This window comes from Streptomyces sp. NBC_01716 (assembly GCF_036248275.1).
GTDB lineage: Bacteria > Actinomycetota > Actinomycetes > Streptomycetales > Streptomycetaceae > Streptomyces.
In genome coordinates this window covers 7009489-7028999 of sequence record NZ_CP109181.1, presented here as the reverse complement: position 1 = coordinate 7028999, position 19511 = coordinate 7009489, and the positions used below count along the sequence as shown (strand labels likewise).

The 19511-nt window shown below is 70.9% G+C and carries 14 protein-coding genes; 4 read left to right on the top strand and 10 right to left on the bottom strand.

What is annotated here, in order from left to right; genetic code table 11:
- Positions 1-39: 39 nt before the first annotated feature.
- Entirely contained in the window at positions 40-1488 is a 1449-nt protein-coding gene (locus tag OIE74_RS30935; protein WP_329389465.1) for a cellulose binding domain-containing protein, read from the top strand.
- 265 nt (positions 1489-1753) lie between these two features.
- The gene (locus OIE74_RS30930) at positions 1754-2794 is read left to right on the top strand and encodes a lytic polysaccharide monooxygenase auxiliary activity family 9 protein (RefSeq protein ID WP_329389463.1); all 1041 of its coding nucleotides are present in this window, start codon (positions 1754-1756) and stop codon (positions 2792-2794) included.
- Positions 2795-2851: 57 nt separating this feature from the next.
- Here OIE74_RS30930 and OIE74_RS30925 read toward each other — a convergent pair whose 3' ends face one another.
- From OIE74_RS30925 to OIE74_RS30900, 6 genes are all read right to left on the bottom strand, one after another.
- Positions 2852-3739, bottom strand: a complete 888-nt coding sequence (locus tag OIE74_RS30925) for an esterase/lipase family protein (RefSeq protein ID WP_329389461.1) — start codon at positions 3737-3739, stop codon at positions 2852-2854.
- 215 nt (positions 3740-3954) lie between these two features.
- Positions 3955-4977, bottom strand: a complete 1023-nt coding sequence (locus tag OIE74_RS30920; protein WP_329389459.1) for a DNA polymerase Y family protein — start codon at positions 4975-4977, stop codon at positions 3955-3957.
- Positions 4974-8420 (bottom strand): DNA polymerase III subunit alpha, encoded by a 3447-nt coding sequence (locus OIE74_RS30915; RefSeq protein ID WP_329389457.1) that lies wholly within the window; start codon positions 8418-8420, stop codon positions 4974-4976. The genes OIE74_RS30920 and OIE74_RS30915 overlap by 4 nt, the downstream gene beginning before the upstream one ends.
- Before the next feature lie 314 nt (positions 8421-8734).
- A complete protein-coding gene (locus tag OIE74_RS30910; protein ID WP_329389455.1) occupies positions 8735-9820 on the bottom strand; it encodes a S1 family peptidase in 1086 nt (361 codons plus the stop codon).
- A 389-nt stretch (positions 9821-10209) separates the two neighbouring features.
- Complete coding sequence (locus tag OIE74_RS30905; RefSeq protein WP_329389453.1) at positions 10210-11109, bottom strand: S1 family peptidase; 900 nt, start codon at positions 11107-11109, stop codon at positions 10210-10212.
- Positions 11110-11394: 285 nt separating this feature from the next.
- Complete coding sequence (locus tag OIE74_RS30900; RefSeq protein ID WP_329389451.1) at positions 11395-12630, bottom strand: DUF5685 family protein; 1236 nt, start codon at positions 12628-12630, stop codon at positions 11395-11397.
- Positions 12631-12907: 277 nt separating this feature from the next.
- Between OIE74_RS30900 and OIE74_RS30895 the strand changes: the two genes are divergently transcribed.
- Positions 12908-13342 carry a cell division protein SepF gene (locus tag OIE74_RS30895; RefSeq protein WP_329389449.1) on the top strand — a complete coding sequence of 145 codons (435 nt, stop codon included), beginning with the start codon at positions 12908-12910 and terminating at the stop codon, positions 13340-13342.
- Positions 13343-13370: 28 nt separating this feature from the next.
- Here OIE74_RS30895 and OIE74_RS30890 read toward each other — a convergent pair whose 3' ends face one another.
- Together OIE74_RS30890 and OIE74_RS30885 are read right to left on the bottom strand one after the other, a co-directional pair.
- Positions 13371-14597 (bottom strand): acyl-CoA dehydrogenase family protein, encoded by a 1227-nt coding sequence (locus tag OIE74_RS30890; protein WP_329389447.1) that lies wholly within the window; start codon positions 14595-14597, stop codon positions 13371-13373.
- Positions 14598-14641: 44 nt separating this feature from the next.
- Entirely contained in the window at positions 14642-16393 is a 1752-nt protein-coding gene (locus OIE74_RS30885) for an MFS transporter (RefSeq protein WP_329389445.1), read from the bottom strand.
- A 436-nt stretch (positions 16394-16829) separates the two neighbouring features.
- Here OIE74_RS30885 and OIE74_RS30880 point away from each other — a divergent pair, with 436 nt between their 5' ends.
- Positions 16830-17816 (top strand): phosphatase PAP2 family protein, encoded by a 987-nt coding sequence (locus tag OIE74_RS30880; protein ID WP_329389443.1) that lies wholly within the window; start codon positions 16830-16832, stop codon positions 17814-17816.
- Positions 17817-17892: 76 nt separating this feature from the next.
- Here OIE74_RS30880 and OIE74_RS30875 read toward each other — a convergent pair whose 3' ends face one another.
- Both OIE74_RS30875 and OIE74_RS30870 read right to left on the bottom strand, forming a co-directional pair.
- On the bottom strand, positions 17893-18108 hold the full coding sequence (locus OIE74_RS30875) for an I78 family peptidase inhibitor (RefSeq protein WP_329389441.1): 216 nt from the start codon (positions 18106-18108) through the stop codon (positions 17893-17895).
- Between the two features lie 387 nt (positions 18109-18495).
- On the bottom strand, positions 18496-19461 hold the full coding sequence (locus tag OIE74_RS30870; protein WP_329389439.1) for a helix-turn-helix transcriptional regulator: 966 nt from the start codon (positions 19459-19461) through the stop codon (positions 18496-18498).
- Positions 19462-19511: the final 50 nt, after the last annotated feature.

Sequence of the window (19511 nt, the reverse complement as noted above, 5' to 3'; positions counted from 1 at the left end):
ACCCCCCTCCCCCACCACCGTTCCGGAGAGGAACACCCCATGAGGAAACTCGCCAAGAGCCGCGTGCGCGCGGCAGCCGCGACCGCTGTCACCGTGGCCCTGAGCTGTACGGCGCTGGCGGCGATGCCCGCGCCCGCCGGCGCCGCGGCGGCGGCCGACGGGCTCGTCGTCCAGTACCGCACGAGCGCTTCCGGGGCGACGGCCGACCAGAGCGAACCCTGGCTGAAAGTCCGCAACAACGGCACCGCCGCCGTACAGCTGAGCGACGTCAAGGTGCGGTACTACTTCAAGGCCGATTCCGCCTCCGCCTCCTACCGGTTCGCCTGCTCCTGGGCGGTGAAGGGCTGCGCCAACATCACCGGCACCTTCGGAACACTCGCGAACCCGACCGCGGCGGCCGACCGGTATCTGGAGATCGCCTTCACCCCGGGGGCGGGCACCCTGGCCCCCGGCGCGGACACCGGGGACATGCAACTGCGTTTCCACCAGTCGAACTGGCAGCCGCTGGGCCAGAGCGACGACTACTCCTTCGGCCGGGACCGGGCCACGTACGGCGACTGGCCCCGGATCACCGCGCACGTAGGCGGTACGACGGCGTGGGGCGAGGCGCCCGGCGGCAACGACCCGGACGACCCCACGGATCCGACCGATCCCACCGATCCGCCGACCGACCCCGCCGAGGGCCCGACCCTGTTCGACGACTTCAACTACAGCGGCCACAGCGACCCGAAGATCGCCGCGAACGGCTGGAACGTCCGCGCGAACTCCGGCGGTCCGGGGGTGCCCGGCGCCAACTGGGTGCCGGAGAACGTCACGTTCGCCGGTCAGAGCGGCAACTCGGTGATGAATCTGGAGACTTCGACCGCCGGGACGGCCGCGTCCACGGAGCAGACGGAGATCCTCACCCGCTCCATGAAGTTCCGCAACGGGACGTACGCGGCGCGCGTGAAGTTCAGCGACGCGCCCAGGTCGGGACCGGACGGCGACCGCCTCGTCCAGACGTTCTTCACCATCAACGACCTCAAGGCACCGATGGCGGACGACTACGCGGAGTACGACTTCGAGTATCTGCCGAACGGCGGCTGGGGCGAACCGGCCAACATCCTCTACACCACCTCGTGGGAGACCTACCGCCCCGACCCGTGGGAGGCCGTCAACCAGCACAGCGAGGCCCGGCAGAGCTACGCCGGATGGCACGACCTGGTGGTGACCATCGACAACAACGCCATCACGTACTACGTCGACGGACAGCACTTCGGCACGCACGGAGCCGCTTATCTGCCGGAGCGGCCGATGTCGATCAACTTCAACCAGTGGCTGATCGACCTGGAGGGCCAGAGCAGCACGACACCGCGCTCATACGACCAGCAGGTGGACTATGTGCTGCATGTGAAGGACCAGGTCCTCAGCCCGGCCCAGGTGGGCGCGCTGGTGAGCGGGTACCGCGCGGCGGGCACGACGTTCGAGGACACGGTGCCGGCCACCTGACCGGACCGGACCGGGACCGGTGCGAGGTCCCGCGCCGGTCCTGGTCCGGGGCAATCTCAGCGGTCTCTTAGCCGTGTCTTAAGCGGACCATAAGGATCCCCTTCACCCCGTCCCAGCAGGCCGTTCCGGGGTTTCGAGGGGCTAGCTTGCTGAGGGCCGGAGCGGGACGACCAGCGGTGGCGCCGTGTGCAACGGAGGTCACGCCGCCGGGAGTTCGTCCCGTTCCGCTCCCCCAGCTCGCGCCGCTCTGAAGGAGAACGAATCCATGACCGCTCGTCGTAGGACCGCCGGGATCGTTGTGCTGGGCGTCGCGCCGCTCGCGCTCGTGGGGCTGGCCGCCGGGCCGGCCGGGGCCCACGGGTCGATGACGGACCCGGTCAGCCGGGTGTCCGCCTGTTTCGCCGAGGGGCCGGAGAATCCGCAGTCGGCGGCGTGCAAGGCGGCGGTGGCGTCCAGCGGGACGCAGGCGTTCTACGACTGGAACGAGGTCAACATCGCCGACGCCGCGGGCAACCACAAGTCGATCATCCCGGACGGCAAGCTCTGCTCCGCGGGCCGCGACAAGTACAAGGGGCTCGACCTGCCGCGCGGCGACTGGCCGTCGTCACCCTTCACCGCGGGCAACCGCACCTTCAACTACAAGGCCACCGCCCCGCACAAGGGCTCCTTCGAGCTGTACATCACCAAGGACGGTTACGACCCGGGCCAGCCGCTGAAGTGGTCCGACCTGGAGGACAAGCCGTTCGCCAAGGTCACCGACCCGAAGCTGGAGAACGGTGCCTACGTCTTCGACGGCATCGTCCCCGCCAAGTCGGGCCGCCACCTGATCTACTCGATCTGGCAGCGCTCGGACAGCCCCGAGGCGTTCTACACCTGCTCCGACGTGGTCTTCGGCGCCGACAACGGCGGTTCGGCCGCCGCTCCCGAGGCGTCCGCCCCCTCCGAGGCCGACGTCGAGGAGGGCGCGTCCAAGTCGACCGTCGACCACAACGGGCACGGCGGTGACAGCCCCGAGGAGGCCGGGGGCGGTGCCGAGGTGAAGGGCGCCGCGAAGGACGCCGGTGGCTACGGGGACGCGGCCGAGCCCGCCGCCGAGCCCAAGGCCAACGCGCCCGAGGCGAACGGCGCCGACGCGGCGGCGCCGCAGCCTGCGGGTGGTTCGGAGAACCTCGCCGAGACCGGTGGCGACAGCACCACTCCGTACATCGCGGCGGGTGGCGCGGCGATTCTCGCCGCCGGCGCGGCCGTGATGTTCGGTACGGTCCGCCGCAAGGCGCAGCCCGCGGGCGGCCGGCACGGCCGCTGACCATGCGTACGCGGGGCTCCGGGCCGATCGGTCCGGAGCCCCGCGGTCGTTTCACATTCAGCCGATGACCGACGCGCAGGTCGTCGGCGTGGCACGGCCCGGATCGAGCGCGTTGGCCACCTCGTGGAACGCGATCCGGTCGAACAGCCCGATCGCCAGGTGCTCGGAGAGGTCGACCGCGCACAGGTCCTGGAGGGTGACGTTCCGTACGTCGGGCCCGGTCAGGAACTGGCTTTGGTACGGGGTGACCACCTGGTCGTAACGGGTGGCGATGACGGTGTACTTGACCCCGGGCACGGTGTCGCCGCCCGCGTTGAGCTTGGTGAGGAAGGGCGATCCGGCTATCTGGTCGGCGAGTCCGGGGGTCTTCTCGTTCAACAGGTCCTCGGCGCCCGGGAAGTGCGGCAGGAGCTTCGTCAGACCGAGGAGGGTCGTGCCGTGGTTGTCGGGCGCGAGTCCGACGAGGGCGTTCACCTTCGGCGCTCCGCCGAGGAACTTGAGGTAGTAGCGGGGCATCATGCCGCCCTGCGAGTGGCCGACGATGTCGGCCTTCGGCGCGCCCGTGGCGGCGAGCACCCGGTCGACGTACGCGCTCAGTTGCCCGGCCGACTTGTCGATGGGGCCGAGGCCGTTGAAGAACGGCACTCCGGGGAGCTGCCCGTAGTCGAGCGAGAAGACGCAGTAGCCGCGGTTCACCAAGTACGGGGCGAGACCGAGCCAGTTGTCGACGGAGTTCGCGAGGGTGCCGTGGACGAGGACGACGGGGCGGGGGTGGGCGGTGGAGGGCTTGCAGGAGAAGTCGTTCCAGCCGCTGCTCACGGTGGCGGCGGTGACGGCTGTCGGGCTCGCGGTGGGGGTGGCCGCGACGGCGGGTGCGGTGGTGGCGGCCGAGACCGCCAGCAGCAGCGCCGCCAGTGGTCCGAACACGCGTTTCCAGGGCAGCATCGAGCGATCTCCTTGCGGCTCAAGGGAAGAGGGGGACAGCTGTCAGTGCTGTGGCCCGGACCACACCGGTTGTGCTCATGCCAAGTTACGCACGGGTAGTAACCGGAAGGGAAGTTACGCGTCAGTAAAAATATTGAACGGCCGCCGGCCCGGCGTCGCGGTCACCGCCGACCTGGCGGCTCCCCCGGAACAGCGTGCTGTCCCACTGCCATCCGTCAGGGATACCGTTTCCGCTCCCGGTGCGGTGCGTGGTCGTCGGCCAGGGTAGCGGGGTACAGGGCCCTCGGACCGAAGCGGTGGCGGGCGCGGTCCGCGGCCTTCTCCACCGTGTGGGCGCGGGCGTCGCGTGGATCCAGGGAGAGTTGGCGGGGAGCGCCGACGGCCGGCAGCAGGTCGTCGGCGCGGACCACGAAGGCGCGGACCCGCGCGCGCTGGAGCCCGAGCGCGGCCAGCAGACCGAGAAGAGCCGCCGCGAGCGCGGGTGAGTGGCCGGTCGGCTCCGGGAGCGTACGGGTACGTGTGGTGGAGCTGCGGTCGGCGTAGCGCACGGTGAGACTGAGCCGGCCGGCGACCTGGCCCTCGCCGCGCAGGCGTTGGCCGATCTGGTCGGCGAGCCCGAGGACGGCCCGGTGGTGCCCTTCCGGGTCGAGGCAGTCCCGGTCGAGGACGAGGTCGGCCACCAGATGTGCCGCCGGTTCCAGCGGGACGACCGGGCGGGGGTCGTGGCCCCGGGCACGCTCGGCCAGCAGACGGGCCGGACCGGCGCCGAGTAGGCGTTGCAGGGTGGCCGCGGGTGTGTCGGCGACCTGGCCGACCGAGTGCAGACCGTACCTACCGAGTGTGGTGGCCGTGGCGCGGCCGATCCCGGGCAGCCCGGTGACCGGGCGGGAACGCAGCCAGCCGGCGGCCTCCTCCTCGGGTACCCAGGTGGCCCGGCCCGGCGCCGACGCGTCGGCCGCCATGGTGGCCAGCATGCGGTTGGCCGCGAGCCCGGCGCTGCTTTCGATGCCGTACAGGGCCATCAGCCGCAGCTGCGCCAGCTGGACCAGGCCGTAGGGGGACCGGTCGAAGTATCTGAGCGCGGAGGTCAGGTCGAGCTGGACGGCGTCGGGCGAGACCGTCTGGACATGAGGGGTGATGCCGGTCAGCAGGTCGGTCACGTCCGCGTGCCGTCCTTCGTCCGGTGCGGCGTGCGAGTGCAGATGCAGATGGGCGATGTGCCGCGGGCGGGCGGTCATCCCGCGCTCCCCGAGCTGGTGTGGCCGAACTTCTTCAGGTCGGCCGAGCGGCTGCCGGGCGGTTGCAGATCGGCGTAGGGGTGCAGACGGGCGCCGGTGGTGCCGTTGGCGAGGGTCCGCCGGGGCTGGGCGGGGGTCGGCTGGGGGTGGCTCGCGCCGAGCAGGGCGAGCGCGGCCTCGGGACCGTTGTCGCGGCGCGCGGCGGCGATCTCGTCCAGGTCCCAGACCATGCTGCCGACGATGGTGCGGCGGGTACCGCGCACCTGTACGGTGCCGCGGACCAGCAGCAGTCCGCTGTGGAAGACGGTGTGCGCGCAGGCGGGGTGGGAGTCCTCGAAGAACGCCAGGTCGACCAGGCCTGAGCCGTCCTCCAGGGTGACGAAGATGACGCGCTTGCCGCTGGCGATCGGCGGGGTCTGGGTGGAGGCCCGTACTCCGGCGACCAGGACCTGCCGGCCCTGGGGAGCCTCCGCCAGATGTGCCGCGTCGATCGCGCCGATCTCCCGCAGCAGCCGGTGGTGGTGCTCCATCAGATGCTTGGAGACATCGATGCCGAGCGTGTTCAGCTCCGCGCTCAGGGCTTCGCGTCCTGTCATCTCCGGCAGTCCGCTCGGCCCGGCTCCGCCGACCGCGTCCGCGTGGATGGGCAGTTGTCCCTCGCCGGCGGACCGGACGCGGGACTGCCGGTGGAGTTCGGCGATCTGGAGCAGCAGATCGCGGCGGGTGGGACTGCCGTCGTGGAGGGAGTTCAGGGCGCCGATCTCCGCGAAGCGTTCGGCGACCGGTCTGCTGGGACGGGCCCGCTGCCAGAAGTCCGACAGCGAGTGGTACGGCTGCCCCTCCTCGATCCGGGCGTACTCCTCTTCGCTGATCCCGCGCACGGCGGACAGCGCGAGCCGTACGCCCCACCGCTCTCCCTCGGTCCGCTCGACAGTGTGCTCCGTCCTGGAGTGGTTGACGTCGACGGGCAGAAGCGGGACGCCGCGCCGGCGGGCGTCCGCGACGAGGACGCGCTTGGGCCACATACCGGGGTCGTGTTCGAGCAGCCCGGCCAGCAGGAACGCCGGGAAGTGCGCCTTCAGCCAGGCGCTCTGCAGGGCCGGTACGGCGAAGGCCACCGCGTGCGCGCGGCAGAAGCCGTAGGCGCCGAAGGCCTCGACGGTCTTCCACACCGCGTCGCGGACCCCGGAGTCGTAACCCCGGGCGGCGGCCTGGCTGTGGAACCAGTCCTTGATCCTGGGCAGCCGCTCCTTGTCACCGAGCGCGCGCCGGGCGATCTCGGCCATCGCGTAGTCGCAGCCGGTCAGCACCGACAGCGTCTGGATGATCTGTTCGTGCCAGATGGTCACGCCGTAGGTGTCGGCGAGCACCGGTTCGAGGTCCGGATGGGCGTAACCGGGGTCGCCGCCGTGCCGGGCGGCGATGTAGCGCTCCGGCATCCCCCCGGCGACCGGCCCCGGGCGGAAGAGACTGATGTCGGCGATGACGTCCTGCGGGTCGCGGGGCTGCAGTCGGGACAGCAGATCCTGCTGGCCGGGCGATTCGAGCTGGAACAGCCCCAGGGTCTGGCTCTCCTGGATGAGCTTGAACGCGAACGGGTCGTCGAGCGGCACCTGGCTCTGGTCGTCCAGGTCGATGCGGTCGCCGGTCGCCCGTTCGATCTCGACGACGGCGTGGGCCATCGCTGACTGCATCCGCACGCCCAGGACGTCCAGTTTGATGTTGCCCAGCGCCTCGATCTCCTCCTTGGCCGCCATCGCCATCGGGTAGTTGCCCTGCGGGGTGGGCTGCACCGGCAGCCGGTCCAGGAGCGTCGCGTCGCTGATGACCACTCCGCAGGGGTGCATGGCCATGCCGTGGACCAGGGAGTCGAGGCCCTCGGCGAGTTCCCACAGGGGGCCGTACCGCTCCGCCTCCGCCGCCAGCCCGCGCAGTTCGGGCAGTTCGGCGAGTGCGCCGGTGATGTCCGAGGCCCGCAGGTGCGGGAAGCTCTTGGCGATCCGGTCGACGTCCGCCGGTGCGATCCCCAGCGCCAGGCCGGTGTCCCGCAGCGCCCGGCGGGCCCGGTAGGTCTCGGGCATCGCGGTGACCGCGACCCGTTCGCTGCCGAACCGGTCGAAGATCGCGTCGTAGCACTCCAGTCTTCTGGCGGACTCCACATCGATGTCGATGTCGGGAAGCGATGCCCTGCGCGCGCTCAGGAAGCGTTCGAACAGCAGCCGGTGGTCGAGCGGGTTGGCCGTGGCGATGCCCAGCGCGTGGCAGACCATCGATCCCGCGCCCGAGCCGCGGGCCGCGACCCGGATGCCCAGTTCCCGGATGTCGGCCACGACCTGGCCGACCGCGAGGAAGTACGAGTCGTAGTTCAGCGTGGAGATCACGCGGAGTTCTTCGTCCAGCCGGTCGAGCGCGGCGCGGTCGCGGTCCAGACCGCGCCGGACGAGCCCGTCCTCGCACCGCCCGCGCAGCACCCGCGCCGCGCCGCCGGGCTCCGCGCCGAACACCGCCGGTTCCGGGAAGCGCGGCGTGCCCAGGCTCAGGTCCGCCGCGGGGTCGACGGCGCACAGGGCCGCCGTGGCCGCGGTGTCCGCCAGCAGGCGGTGTGCCCGCCGGTCGTCCGCTCCGGCGCATTCGGCGATCCGTCGTGCGTTCTCCGCCATCGCTCCCTCGTCCTTGAGCCAGCGGTGCCCGCCGTCCAGATGGCGCCGGTCGACCGGCCTCAGCAGCCGTGCGGCGTCCAGGACATCGGCGAGCCGGTGCTGGTCCGGGTCGGCGTAGCGGACCGCGTTGGAGAGGACGGCGGTGGTGCCGGTGCGGTCGGCCAGGGCCAGGGTGCGGGCGGCCAGCCGCAGTGAGCCCGGCCCGGTGCCGGACCGCTCGTGCAGGACGGTCTCCAGCCGGATCCCGGATCCGAAGATCTCCCGCCACGGCGCCAGCAGCTTCATCGCGATGTCCTCCCGGCCCGCCGACAGTGCCCGTACCGGCTCCGAGAGCGGTCCGAGCAGCACGATCAGACCGGGCCCGCCGTGCTCCCGCAGCGCTTCCCACGGCACCACCGGCGGTGTGCCGGCGAGCGCGCCGACATGGGCGGCCGAGGTGATACGGCACAGCCGGGCCCAGCCGGCGCGGTCCCGCGCGAGCAGGACGAATCGCAGGGGCGGCTCGATCACATGGGCGCCACCGCGGGTCGGGGTACGGCGGCGGCGCGCCGGAGGCGGCGGGGCGAGGGCCTCCACCGCCAGGTCGATACCGAAGATCGGCCGGACACCGGCTTCGGCGGCGGCCAGCGCGAACCGCACCGCGCCGGTGACCGTGTCCCGGTCGGTGAGCGCGAGCGACGGCTGGCCGCGCTCGGCCGCCCGCCGGACGAGGTGTTCGGGGTGGGCGGCGCCGTACCGGGCGGAGTAGCCGGACGCGGTGTGCAGATGGGAGAAATGCCCCATGACACACCTCCGTCTCCACCCCATTTCAGCCATACGCCCGATACATCCATCGCACGCCCGTTCGAATACTCTAACCCCATCGTCCCTAGTCAGCGACCTGACTCGAACAAAAGAGCGACTCCGGAGACCCCGGGGCGAGCGGCTGAATCACTATCACCCCGTCACTTCCACGGACATGGGGCGAAGTTGGTGACGGCGGCTTCCCGGGGCCTGCCCAGCGGGTACGCGCACACCGAAAAACCCGGCCCGCCGATGACGGCGGGCCGGGCTTCTTGTTTCCGTACGGTCGATCTGTCGGCCGGTCGGCCGGGGTATCAGCCGATCTCGGCGCCGAACGCCGAGAGCGCCTCCGGGACGGGCTGGAAGAACGTCTCGCCGCCCGAGGAGCAGTCGCCGCTGCCGCCCGAGGTCAGCCCCAGCGCGGTGTCACCGGCGAAGAGCGAGCCGCCGCTGTCGCCGGGCTCGGCGCAGACCGTGGTCTGGATGAGACCCTCGACGACGTCGCCGCCTCCGTAGTCCACGGTGGCGTCGAGCGCGGTGACCTCACCGTCGTGCACCTGGGTGGTGGAGCCGCTGCGCGAGACCGCCTGGCCGACGGTCGCGTCGCCCGCCTGCGCGATGGCCTGCGTGCTGCCGTCGTACAGGTCGACCTCGCTCGGGTGCTCGGCGGAGCCGGTGTACTTGACGAGCGCGAAGTCGTTGCCCGGGAACTGCGAGTCCACCATGGAGCCGATCTCGGCGCCGCCGGCGGAGTCGGACCAGGAACTGCCCGCCGTGCCGCAGTGGCCCGCGGTGATGAAGTGCGGCTCGCCGCCGACGACCACGTTGAAGCCGAGGGAGCAGCGGCCACCGCCGGAGTGAATGGCCTCGCCGCCGGCGATGAACTTCTTGAACTCGCCCGCCGTCTGCTTCAGTTCGGCCTTGGCGCCGAGCTTCTCCACGGTCTCGGTGAGCTTGTTCAGCGCGGCGCCCTTGACCGTACGGTCCGCGGTGACGACGACCTTGTTCGACACGGGGTCGACGGCCACGGCCGTACCGGGGGTGCTCGCCTCACCCGTGAGGGAGCCGCGGGCGTCCTTCAGCTCGGCGAGGGAGTGCGTCACGACCTTCGCCTTGGCGCCGGCCTCGCGGACGGTCTCGGCCGCCGCCGTGTCGATGACGTTGACGACCAGGGCCTTGGTCTTGCTGTCGTAGTACGAGCCGGCCGCGTCGGCGCCGAGGTCGCCGACAAGGGTGGATGCGAGCTTTCCGGCCGCGGGTGCCGACAGCGTCTTCGCCGTCACCGTGGGAGCGTCCTCACTGGCGTTCGCAGTCTGGAAGGAAATCCCGGCCACGACCATGGCGGTGACGGCGCTGCCAGCTATCGCCACGCGCTTCCTGGAAATGCGTCGGTGCTTCAACTGATACCTCCTGTGGGGGCCGTGTCATCGCATGTGGGGTGCGGTGATACGGAGGATGAGGCGCCCACTATTCCTAAACTCGCCAGTAGCACACAAGGTCGGCTTCCGGACGTGCACACGACGGGTTCATTTCCCTCCCGCCCCGTTCACGTGGGGAGGTCAGAACGTCGCGGTTCCATTCGTAAACACTCGGTGCAACCAGGTGCTCGGCGATGGGTGAGGACTAGTCCTGTCTTGAAATCGCCCCCTCGACACGGGAGTTCACCGTGCGCGGGTGCGCACCGGAAACACGCCGAGTCCCCGCCCGGAGCTCACGGGCGGGGACTCGGTTCAGCTCAGTTCAGTCCGGCTCAGCCGGTCGGACCGGCCGGCGGGCGGGCGGGCGGTGCTCAGGTGATGCTGACGCCGTACGCGTTCAGCGCCTCGACCACCGGCTGGAAGTACGTCGTACCGCCGGAGGAGCAGTTGCCGCTGCCGCCCGAGGTGAGGCCGATGGCGCGGCTGCCGGAGTAGAGCGGGCCGCCGCTGTCGCCGGGCTCGGCGCAGACGTTGGTGCGGATCAGGCCCGAGACGATGTCGCCGCCGCCGTAGTTGACCGTGGAGTTGAGGCCCTGGACGGAGCCGCTGTGGGTGCCCGTCGTGGAGCCGCGACGGGTCACGGACATGCCGACCGTGGCGTTGGCCGCGCTGGTGATGTCGACGCTGCCGACGGTGCCGGGACGCGGGACCGAGGCGTTGGAGTAACGCACGATGCCGTAGTCGTTGCCCGGGAAGCTGGAGCCCGCCGTCGGGCCGATGAGGGTGGTGCGCGCCGAGTTGGTGTACCAGCTCGGGTTGCCCTCGGTGCAGTGACCGGCGGTCAGGAAGTAGTCGGTGGTGCCGCTGCGTACGTTGAACCCGGCGGAGCAACGGCCGACGGACGAGTAGATCGCGTCGCCGCCGGAGAGGAGCTTGGAGAGCTTGCCGGGGGTCCGCTTGATCTCCAGGGCACCGGCGTTGGCGCCGGCTTCGCGCTTGATCTCGGCGATCTCGGCCGCGCTGACGGTGGTGTCGGCCTCGACGACGAGGGCGTTGGTCGCTTTGTCGACGTACCAGGCGGTGCCGGCCACGTCGGCGCCCAGGACGGCGTCGCTCGCCGCCGTCAGCTGGTTCGCGCTGAAGGTCCCGGCCGTGTCGGCGCTCGCTGTGGGAACGGCGAGTGCAGCGGCGGCGACGAGACCGGTGGTGATGGCGAACAGCCGCGTACGTCTCGCAATACCACTGCGGGGGGTGGTGCGCTTGATCCTCACGTGTCGTTCCTCCGAAGGAATCTGGGGCCTGATTGGGGTGGTCTGGCCCGTGAGGCGCAGTCAGAGACACGTCCGAATTCCGGATATGCCGTGCCCCTGACAAGCGCTGTGAGGGAGTATTGGGTGGGCCAACTGCCCGCACAAGGGCGCCTTCCGGCCACCCCATCGGGCAAAATGCCGTTGGAGCGGCCTGAAATCGCTGTCGGCACGTGATCCACGCACTGCCCACATGCCGGGACGGCCCCGGTCCGCACAAAACAGAATGAGGCCGTCCCGGGGCCGAAATCAGCAGTCGCAACCGCAGTCGCAGCAGTCGCAGTCACAGTCCCGGCAGCACCCCTCGCGCTTCTTGCGCGACCACGGGCCCTCGTACTCCTTGGCACAGCAGAGCTTGCAGGTGCAGCAGAGACCGATCGCCACCGCGCAGCCGGCCCAGAAGCCACGCCGCTCCGGCCGGGGCGGCTGCGGAAGGGGGTCGGGCCCGCCGCCGCCGGGGCCGCCGGGGCTCCCGCCGCCGTACGGATTGCCGTCGCCCTGACTGCCGCCCCCGTACGGATTGTTCGAGCCGTACGGATTCCCGCTCCCGCCCCCGTACGGATTCCCGCCCTGCCCGTCGTAGGGATTCCCGCCGCCCTGGACGGACGCCTGCCCCTCGTGCGAACAGGACGACGTCCCGAAGGCACGGTCGACGGATGTTCCCAGTTCGTGGGCGAGCAGCACATGCGCCAGCTTGTCGTCCACGAACTCCGCGTCGCGCAGCGCCAGCCGGATGCCGTGCAGCGCGTCGTCCGCGAGCCGGCGCGCCTCGGCGAGTGAGGTCCCCGTCGCCGTGAGCGGGTTCCAGGCACCCGACGCGGCGTCAGCGGCCTGGTCCTCCACGGCGTCCAGCAGATGCGCGAGCCGTCCGAAGAGCCGGCCCGCCTCGGCGAGCGGCGCCATGTTGCCCGGCCGGCCCGCGAGTACGGCGGTGTGGGCGAACGCGGCGGCCGTCGCCGTCTCGGTCGGCTCGGTGACGGTGAGCAGCGGGGTGCCGGGGCCGGCGAGCGCCTCGATGCCGGTCTGCCGGTCGACCGCGTCGACGAGCACCGCCGTGTCGAAGCCCAGCTCCGCGCCGGTGCGCGCGCCCGCGCGGTCCCAGCCGCCGGCTATCCGGCGCGCGGCGAGCGCCACCGGCCGGCGCTTCAACACCCCGTCCCCGTCGGCGACGTGGTCCCGTACCTTCGCAGAAGCGAGCACCAGCGAGACGGCCGCCGCGAGACGTGCTCCCTCGCCTTTCGCGACCGGAGCGGTTCGCATGCCGCGAAGTGGGCAGGGGCCAGCTGTACGGCGCCATCCGGTGCTGCGCTCGGCCTGAGCCTCCGTCAGGACGGAGACGATCAGGCCGTCATAGTTGGTGACGATGCGGGAGAACTGTCCGTGGTCCGAGCGAAGTGCCAGGCAGAGCCCGCACAGATGAGCCATCCACTCGGTCTTGAGCCCTTCCGAGAGCCGATGGCCGCAGGGCCTCACAATTCCGAACACAATGCTTCCCCCCGGGTGTGGTTCGACGGTGCGCCTGGCATCGTATCGAGCGGACGATTCACTCGTACGTCCCCACCGTCACCCGTCTGGCCGGACTTTCATATTTTCAGTGCGTCAGGGCCCGTACACAGGAAGAACCCTGACGAATCGCCATATCTTCTGCACCAGTACCGTCACGAATCCCCTGCGCGCCGACAATCCACTTGGCGCGCAATCCGCATCATGGACAACCATAGGGACGCGGAACCACAAGCGACCGCGGTGAAAGGAGGCGTCCATGGGATCGGTGCGCAAGGCGAGTGCCTGGCTGGGCCTCGTTGAGGACAACGACGAGCGTTACTACGACGACGAGTACTCCGAGGGTGCCGAGAGCAACGAGGCTTGGAAGACCGATCCGCGGGTGCGGATCGCCGCCGAGTCGGCTCCCGAACAGGACCGCAGGATCGCCACCGTCACGCCGGAGAGCTTCCGGGACGCGCGTGGCATCGGCGAGCTCTTCCGGGAGGGCGTCCCGGTCATCCTCAACCTCACCGCGATGGAGCCCGCCGACGCCAAGCGTGTCGTCGACTTCGCCGCCGGTCTGATCTTCGGCCTCCGGGGCTCGATCGACCGTGTCGCCACCCGGGTGTTCCTGCTGACCCCCGCCGACACCGAGATCGTCAGCGGGGAGTCGAAGACACACGGCCGGGACGGCTTCTTCAACCAGAGCTGAGCGAGGCACTCACCGGGTCGTCCCCCGGTCACCGGAAGGCATCGAGACCGGTGAGTGCCTTGCCCAGCACGAGCTGGTGCATCTCGACGGTGCCCTCGTAGGTGAGCACCGACTCCAGATTCGTCGCGTGGCGCATCACGGGATATTCGAGCGAGATCCCGTTGGCGCCGAGGATCGTGCGCGAGGTACGGCAGATCTCGATCGCCTCCCGCACATTGTTGAGCTTGCCGAAGCTGACCTGCTCGGGGAGGAGTCTCCCCGCGTCCAGCCGGCGGCCGAGATGGTGCGCGAGCAGGATCCCCTTGTGCAGTTCGAGCGCCATGTCGGCGAGTTTGGCCTGGGTGAGCTGGAAGCCGCCGATCGGCCTGCCGAACTGTTCGCGGGTCTTCGCGTAGTCCACCGCCGACTCGAAACTGGCGCGCGCCGCCCCCATCGAGCCCCAGACGATCCCGTAGCGGGCATGGCTCAAGCAGCTGAGGGGACCCCGCAGACCGGTCACCCCCGGGAGTACGGCGTCGGCCGGGAGCCGTACCTCGTCCATGACCAGTTCGCTGGTGACCGACGCGCGCAGCGACCACTTGTGCTTGATCTCGGGCGCCGAGAAGCCGGGGCTGCCGGCCGGTACGAGAAAGCCGCGGATGCCGTCGTCCGTCTGGGCCCAGACGACGGCGACACCAGCGACCGACCCGTTCGTGATCCACATCTTGCGGCCGGTGAGCACCCAGTCGGTGCCGTCGCGCCTGGCGTACGTGCGCATCCCGGCCGGGTCTGAGCCGTGGTCGGGTTCGGTGAGACCGAAGCAGCCGATGGTCTCGCCGGCCGCCATGCCGGGCAGCCACCGCTGCTTCTGCTCCTCGGAGCCGAACCGGTGGATCGCGTACATCGCGAGGGAGCCCTGTACGGAGACGAGCGAGCGGATGCCGGAGTCGGCGGCCTCCAGCTCCAGACAGGCGAGGCCGTACTGCACGGCGCCGGCGCCCGCGCACCCGTACCCCTGGAGCGACATGCCGAGCGCGCCGAGGGAACCGAGTTCACGGGTGAGTTCACGGATGCCGGGCAGCTCGCCTCGCTCGTACCAGTCGGCGATGTGCGGCATGACCCGGTCGGTGGCCCAGGAGCGCATCGTGTCGCGGACGGCCAGCTCCTCGGGCTCCAGCAGATCGTCGAGACCGAGGGGGTCGCGGGGGTCGAAGGGCGGACGTTTCGACGACGAGGGCTTCGAGGAGGACGGCTTCGAGGCTGAGGGTGCGGACATGAGGGCTGCCTCCGGCGGCTCGCGGATCAGTAAAACTAGCAGCGCTAGTTACGCTCGGCGCCGACATTACGGCGCAGGGCCGGGGCCCGTCCAGAGTCACCGCCGCGCGCCGGACCCCGGCCCGCGGGGACGGCGGCCCCGACCGCCCTGCCGTCCCTTCCGGCGCCGTCGCGTGGCCCCGGTATCCCCGTTCCCACCCGTTCCGCCGTCTCCGCGGCCTCCCCGCAGGGCGGTGCGCCGCAGTCCATCAGCCGGGGCAGCCGCAGCGCGGCCACCGCGCCGAGCAGCAGCAGGGCCGCGCTGACCAGGAGCGTGACATGCAGACCGTGCACGAAGGACTGACGCGCCGCGCTGCGCAGGGCCTCGCCCGTCGGACCACCCAGCTGGGCGGCCACCTGGTACGCCTCCCCCAGCGAGTGGGAGGCGGCCGACCCCGCCGCCGCCGGCACCCCGTCGACCGCGCCCGACGCCAGGCCGGGCGCGTACGCCGCGTTCATGACGCTGCCGAGCAGCGCGATGCCCATGCCCGCGCCGAGCTGGTACGACGTCTCGCCGATGGCGGCGGCCCCGCCCGCCTGCTCGGGCGGCGCCTCGCTGAGCATCGACTCGTACGCGCCGAAGAGCGTGGACTGGAGACCGAAACCGAGCAGCACGAAGGCCGTCGTCAGCAGCGCGGGCCGGTCGTGGTCGCCCATCATCACCAGCAGCAGCACGGCGCCCGCCGTGAGGACGAACCCGCAGGCCACCATCCGGCGCGGACCGACTCCGCGCAGGGTGTACGACCCGGTGGCGCCCGCCGCCATGGCGGCGAAGGTGAGCGGCAGCAGCCGCAGTCCGGTCTCCAGCGGGCTGAGCCCGAGCACCAGTTGGAGGTACTGGACGGCGATCAGCTCCAGGCCGACCAGCGCGAGCATGGCGAGGACGATGCAGCCGACGGAGGTCGAGAAGGCAGGCCGGGCGAACATCCGTACATCTATGAGCGGATGCTTCCGGCGTTTCTGCCGCCGTACGAAGAGGAAGAGCAGGACCGCGCCGAGCAGCAGCGGGCCGAATGTCTTGACGTCGAGCATCGAGGCGCCGGCGCCGAGGCGCTTGACCCCGAGGACCGCGCCGAGCACCCCGGCCGCCGCCATCAGCGCGCCGGCCACGTCCCAGGGACCGTCGCAGCCGCCCTTCGACTCGGGCAGCAGGAAGCGGGCGACGGGGAGGATCAGCACCATCAGCGGCACATTGATCAGAAAGACCGAGCCCCACCAGAAGTGTTCGACCAGGAACCCGCCGAGCACCGGTCCGGTCGCGGCGCCGACCGCGGCCACCGCCGTCCAGATGCCGATCGCCATGGCGCGCTCGCGCCGGTCGGGGAAGACGGCACGGAGGATGGAGAGCGTGGCGGGCATGATCATCGCGCCGCCGACGCCCAGCAGGGCGCGGGAGGCGATCAGCATGCCGGGCGAAGAGGCGAGTACGGCGGCCACCGATGCCAGGCCGAAGATGCCGAAGCCCATGAGCAGGACCCGGCGGCGGCCGATCCGGTCGCCGAGGGTGCCGAAGAGGATCAGCAGCGCGGCGCAGACCAGCGGGTAGGCGTCCACGATCCACAGCAGCTCGACACCGCTCGGGCGCAGGTCCTCGGTGACGGCGGGGATGGCGACGTGCAGCACGGTCGCGTCGAGCGCGACGAGCAGCAGACTGACGCAGAGGACGACCAGGACGGCCCACCGGTTGACGCCGGCGCCGTGGGCACCGCCGCCGACGGCGGCACGCAGGCGCGCTCCGGCCGTGGTGGTCCCGGACATCTCCCTACCTCCCAATGATTCTCGCGCTCGGCGGACCGGCCGGGGCGGTGGCGGTCCCCCGGGGCGGCCCGGCATCGACGGGCGAGTGCCGGACACAGTACGCGAGTTCCCCTGCTTCGAACGTGGCTCATCTCACCCGCCGGACGTCGAAGTGTGGCGTACGGGGACGGGCCGCGGACGGCCGGGGGGTCACCTCGGCGCGGTCAAGCTTCGGTCAAGCGGCCGGAAAATTCCGTGCGACGCCACGGTGAACTAATTCTGTTTTGCAGATAGACAGTTACCGGGGCCCCGCCACGGGCAATAGGGCGGAAGGTCACATGAAATTGCGGAACCGCCTCGGATAAACAGCGATCCGAGACACACTCCACATCACATCGTCATCACAAAGAGACTGGAACGACCGAGTCGGCCGTTCACTCGCTGTAACGTCGATTGGGTGCGTACCGACATCTTCGCCCGACTGGACCGGGAGCCGGAGCCGCCGAAGATAGAGATCCCGCGGATGAGCCGTACCCGCGCGACCCTCTTCGGCGGGACTTTGGCGATCTATCTCGCCATCGTCGTCGCCGTCCTCGCCTCGTCCTGGCTGGTGGTCCTCGACTGGAAGATCATGCTGTTCCGGCCGTACCAGCAGTGGCAGCAACTGCACGCCTTCCTCGACTACTTCGTGGTGCTCGGCCAGCGCGGCCCCACCGCCGTGATGATCGCGGCCTGGCTCGGGTGGCGGTCCTGGCGCCAGCACACGCTGCGACCGCTGCTCGTCCTCGGCGCGTCGTTGCTGCTGCTCAACGTGACCGTGGGCGCGGTGAAGCTCGGCCTCGGCCGGCTCGGCCCTCATTACGCGACGCAGATCGGATCGGCCGAACTCTTCGCGGGCGGCGACATATTCCCCTCAGGACACACCGCGAACGCGGTGGTGACCTGGGGCATCCTGGCTTATCTGGCCACCACGCCTCGGGCCAGGCGCTATCTGTCGATCGGGTCGTCCGTGGTCGCGCTCGGGGTCGGCGCGACGACCGTCTATCTGGGTACGCACTGGCTGAGCGACGTGCTGCTCGGCTGGGTCGCCGGTCTGCTGATCCTGCTCGCCCTGCCGTGGTTCGAGCCGACGATCGCCCGTACGGAGGCCGCTGTCTTCACCGTGCGTGAGCGGTGGCGCGAGCGGCGCAGGACGGTGTCCGAGCCGGCGCCCGCCGGCGGGCCCTGGCCCGTGATAGTCCCTCAACTCCCGGCGCAGGAGGACGAGGACGCCGGCCGTTCGACGGTCGGCACGGCGCACTCGGGACGCAACGCGACCGGCAGGAACACCTCCACGCAGCTCACCCAGCCCCGGCCGCACGCCACGGCGCGCTCGGAGCGGACGCCGATCACCCCGGCGGGCAGCCGCCGCCCGCCGCGCTCACGGCCGCTTACGGGCGGCTGAACTCCGGTCCTGACAGCGGAAGACCCCGGCGCGCGCGCCGGGGTCTTCCCGTTCGTGAGCCCTCGTACGCGCGGGTTCAGCCGAGCCAGCAGCGGATGACGGTGTCGTTCTCGACCTCGAAGTTCAACCGCCCCTGGAGGTACTCCAGGGTGATGATGGCGCCCGGCGGCAGCGCTCTGACGGTGGTCCAGCCGCGCTCGCGCGCGATGCGCTCGGCCTCGACCGCGCCGAGGCCCACATAGGAGTCGGGCGCGTCGTCGGGCTGCGCCGGAGGTGTCGGTATCGATGCCATACGGCTCAGCGTAAGGCTTGTCGGCGCTTCCGGCCCGGCCGGCGGGTGACGCCGGACGGTGACGGAAGCGGGTGCCGGGCGGGCTCCGCGGTCACTGTCCCCACTCACTTACATACGACAGCGTCACACTTGTGTCACAGGATCACGACATGTGTTCGGCGACTCCCCGGCGCCTTCTCGGGGGCCTTCACACATCTGCCGTAAGTAAGCGATAAGCAATTAGGCAGGTTCGAAGATCACCGTATTTTTTATGCCCCGAATTCCCCCGTTCGACGGACCTCCGGTAATTGACACGCGGCTTGGAATTAACCTCCCCCTCGCACAATCACGGGCGGTACGACACCTTCCGGATGAGGGGCGAACGCGGCGGCTCCCGTCCCTCTCTTGTTACGGAGCGTCCCCCAGCGCCCTGGAAAGGCGGTCCCGTGCCGTCCGCATGTGTGCGGTCAGCTCTTGCGGCTCGACCACCTCGAAGTCGACGCCGAGGAGCATCACGTGGACCACCATCACGTCGAGCCCGCCCGCCCCGGTGCGCAGCAGACAGCTGTGCGCGTCGACCGGCTCCAGCACACCGGCGGACGGTGACACGAGCTGCGCCGCCTCGGCCGCGGAGACATGGAGCCTGAACACCGCGGCGTTGGCGTACGCCCGCGTGGAGACGCCCTCGGAGACATAGGCGGCCAGATCATCGGCGGGCGGTTCGCGGGGCGGGAAGCGGGGGCCGTGCGGGGGTCTCGGGGTGACACGGTCGGCCCGGAACGTACGCCAGTCGGCGCGGTCCAGGTCCCAGGCGACCAGGTACCAGCGGCGCTCGGTGCACACCAGCCGGTGCGGCTCCACGGTGCGGCGGCTGGCGGCGCCGCCGTGGTCGAGGTAGTCGAAGCGCAGCCGCTCGCCGTCCCGGCAGAGATTCGCCAGTTCGGTGAGCACGCTCGCGTCGACGGTCGGGCCGGGGCCCCGGAGCATCGGGACGGTGAACGCGTTGAGCGCGCCGACCCGGCGGCGCAGCCGGCCGGGCAGGACCTGTTCCAGCTTGGCCAGGGCGCGGACGGACGTCTCGCCGATGCCGTCGATGCCGTTGCCCGCCGCCGTACGCAGTCCGACGGCGACGGCGACGGCCTCCTCGTCGTCCAGCAGGAGCGGTGGCAGTTCGGCCCCGGCACCGAGCTGGTATCCGCCGCCGGTGCCGGGGCGGGCGTTCACCGGGTAGCCCAGCTCACGGAGCCGGCCGACATCGCGCCGTACGGTGCGCGGTGTCACCCCGAGGCGTTCGGCCAGATCGGGGCCGGACCATTCGCGGTGGGCCTGGAGCAGGGAGAGCAGACGCAGGAGTCGGGCCGAGGTGTCCAGCATGCGGAGATTCTGTCAGCCGTCGAGGACAGCTTCCGTCCGCATGGACGGTC